This window comes from Endozoicomonas sp. ONNA1 (assembly GCF_024606325.1).
Classification (GTDB): Bacteria; Pseudomonadota; Gammaproteobacteria; order Pseudomonadales; family Endozoicomonadaceae; genus Endozoicomonas_A.
The window spans coordinates 1-3,150 of the sequence record NZ_JAHHPN010000236.1 but is presented as its reverse complement, the minus strand read 5'-3'; the positions used below and the strand labels follow the sequence as shown (position 1 = coordinate 3,150).

The 3,150-nt window shown below is 45.2% G+C and carries 2 protein-coding genes; both read right to left on the bottom strand.

The window, feature by feature from the left end:
- Window positions 1–194 precede the first annotated feature (194 nt).
- A complete protein-coding gene (locus tag KDK19_RS05635) occupies window positions 195–1,988 on the bottom strand; it encodes a hypothetical protein (protein WP_257287104.1) in 1,794 nt (597 codons plus the stop codon).
- Window positions 1,989–2,356: 368 nt separating this feature from the next.
- Window positions 2,357–3,150 (bottom strand): hypothetical protein (locus tag KDK19_RS05630; protein ID WP_257291524.1); only part of this gene is annotated, 794 nt, incomplete at its 5' end.

Genomic DNA, 3,150 nt, shown 5'->3' with positions numbered 1-3,150 from the left:
TAGACCAATTTATTGCAACCGTAGTAGGACAGCCTTAAGTCCGACAGGCTGCTAGAACCGTCATCATTCATCGAACCTGTCTGAGGAGCAAAAGTGCTGTCATAAGGAAGTCGGTAATGCTGCTTTATCATCCAGATTACCGACTGGTGATAGGTTTTACGACACCTGCAACGGGCGGGATATAACAACAAAAACTACAGTCTACCAGGATCGAGTAGAGCTGGATCTTTCGAGAAGTCTTTATTTCCCAATAGATTACGCCCTCCTCTCAATCCACTAAAACATTTTGGTACCACATGGACTACTGCAGGAAGACCCAAACCCAGAATAGTCGCTAACACCTGACTGGTACGCCTTATCCAAGCCTGCCTGATTCGTTTTGAAAGATGGAACCAAATTTGAGTAATAGTCTGATCGCCAAGAAGCAGGGCCGCACCTACGCCCATTTTTTCCAATGTGGTTAAATTTTCTAATGCTCCTAAACCCTTTAATTCTGCAGTGACAGTATTATTCATAACCAGCCCCTCCGGATGACCTGCATCATAAATAAGTACGGGTGAAGTGAAGGCTGCCTGAGTTGTAGAGGGAGAGACTGTGGATGAAGCGGATGTTGGCATAGTGCAATGACAGGCAACATCAAAACCTGCCGAAGACCATGCGCTCACTGGCGCAAACCCTGCTCGATAACGCTTCTCTGAATCAGACGAGCAGGGATGCTGATCGGGATATTTAAAAGGTATCCAACCCCAGGCCTGTTCTCTTTCTTTTAATCCAAACGCTCCATTTATCATTTTGATATCAGAACAGTAGGTACTGTCATAGACGCGACCCATAAAGTGATCAGGATCCGATAGACGAGCTGTATCAATGGACAGATCATTGCCGTGCTGATCAACGACGCTGTTACAGGTAGAATCAACAAAGCTCAGAACGTTTTCTCTGGACGATAAGCTAATAGAGAACAACACACCACTGTTTCGTGACGATCCGGGCGTAAGAGTATCCATTTCTGAGGATACCGATATGACTGTTTTAGTGTTTTTCATCGTCAACTGCACTTGCCCTGTTTTCTGATCACATTCAACATTCATTGCAGCCGGTTGAGCATACCTTGATCCCTGCACGCCCTGTAAAAGAGCAAATTCAGAGTGCATAAATCGATAGACGAAATGTTCCTCTGGTCCTATCCCGTCAGCATCGTCAGTGCAACCCAGATTTACCGGCTTAATCCTCCTGTTATTATTCGCTGGATCAAGTACCACCCTAATGTTGTCTGCAACAAAGAGACCTGCTCCCTTCAGATCCAGAATACCTGCCAGTGTGTGATATTTTCTGGTCGGGGTTGCCCCAGCGTTCCTTGTAGTAACTGTTGCTGTTGAACGGCCTGCCTTTATGGGATTTCTGGAATTGATTTCGATATTCGCCAGATAATAAACAGAATCATTACGGGTTGCCGACATCACGTATTGATTCTCTGTGCTTCCCTGAATCACAAATTCAGGCAGAATATCCGTTCCGTTTCCCACAAAAGCCGAATTATCCGGTAACTGAAAACTGTTGACCCTTCCGGAGCTGCCAGTGACGGGCTCCGACAATTGCAATTCATAAACAGCTCGCTGCCCCTTTTCGGATGAACGCTCTGCATCAAAGATAAACAAGGTTGGGTGGAAGGTTCGAAGAACCTCATAATCCAGCCTTGATGTTGCACCCGAAATTTTTCTTATCTTGACCGTTTCTGGAATCGGAGAAGCACTTGGGGAAGGTTTTGTCGAAGATACCTGATTGTTCTTTTTCCTGATTAAATCCTTAAGAACCGACAAATGATGACTGCAAACCTCTCTGTCGACAGTGCTGGCAAATTCAGAGCAACCCGAAACCTCTGTAAACCTGTAACCACCCGTTGACCCACCTTTGGTGAAAGCATGACTGGGGAAGGCATAAATTACCGACAAAAGAGCACCTGCTAACCCGGATCTGGAAATAATCATAACTGCACTCTGTCCAGTTTTAAACGCTCAAACAGAAGCATCCTTACTATAACAATCCTTTTTAAAGTCGTTATTTATCCTAGACCGGATATTTCATAAATAAAGGTAAAGCCTTCTCCAATAAAAAACGAACCTCTTGACGTCTGTTTTTTCCAGCATCAAGTAAACCCCACAGACTTGGATTTCTCATCCACGCTTATGGAACAAAAAAGCGGATGGCTGCCCTGCGGGTTCCTGTCTTGTATCACTGCCCGCAGCCCAGCCAAGCAGGCGAGGCTTCACAACGGGTTTGGTAATGCTGCTTTATAATCCATATTTCCGACTTAAGGGTTTTACCTTCCCGGGGACAGGCTATGAACAATAACAAACTACGGTTGATCTTTGCTTAGCAATAGAAACTCCTGTACAAGTGGTCTCATCCCCACGGAACAGGGTGATGCCGACTGGAATAACGGAAGGCCGAAACCTAACACAGCCGCTGACACCTGACTGATATATTTTGTCCTGGCTTGCGTGATGTAGTTTGAATAAAAGTACCAGACTTGGGTAATGACTTGATCCAATAAAAAAAAGCCAACGCATGCGCCCAAAACAGTTCTCTGCTCTTCAGTTAATCCTTCCGTCCTATCACTGTTTATGGCCAGAGCGCTTTTGTTACCTACCACTCTGGCAGATATGTGTGAAGCATTAGTTATCTGTGAAACATTAGATAGCTGAGTTGTATCTGGAGAGAATGTGGTTGAAACGGATGTTGGCATAGTGCCATTACACGCAACTTCGAAACCTGCCGTAGACCATGCGCTCACTGAAGCAAAGCCTGTTCGATAAGTCTTCTCCAATGAAGATGCACAGCCAAGTTCACCGGTATTATCACCTAATATCCAACCCCATGCCTGCTCTCTGTCTTTTAATCCAAATGCTCCCTGAACCATATTAACATCAGTACAATAACTGCCGCGGATGTCACCCATATAGTGATCAGGATCTAACGGGGTAGCTGAGTCAATCGATAGATCATTCCCAAACTGATCAACGACACTGTTACAGGTAGAATCGACAAAGCGCAGGACGTCTTCCCTGAGCCAGAGTCTCATAGAAAACAACACACCACTGCTTAAATGTAATCCGGATGCTGAAGGGTCAGTTTCAGTGAGTACAGATA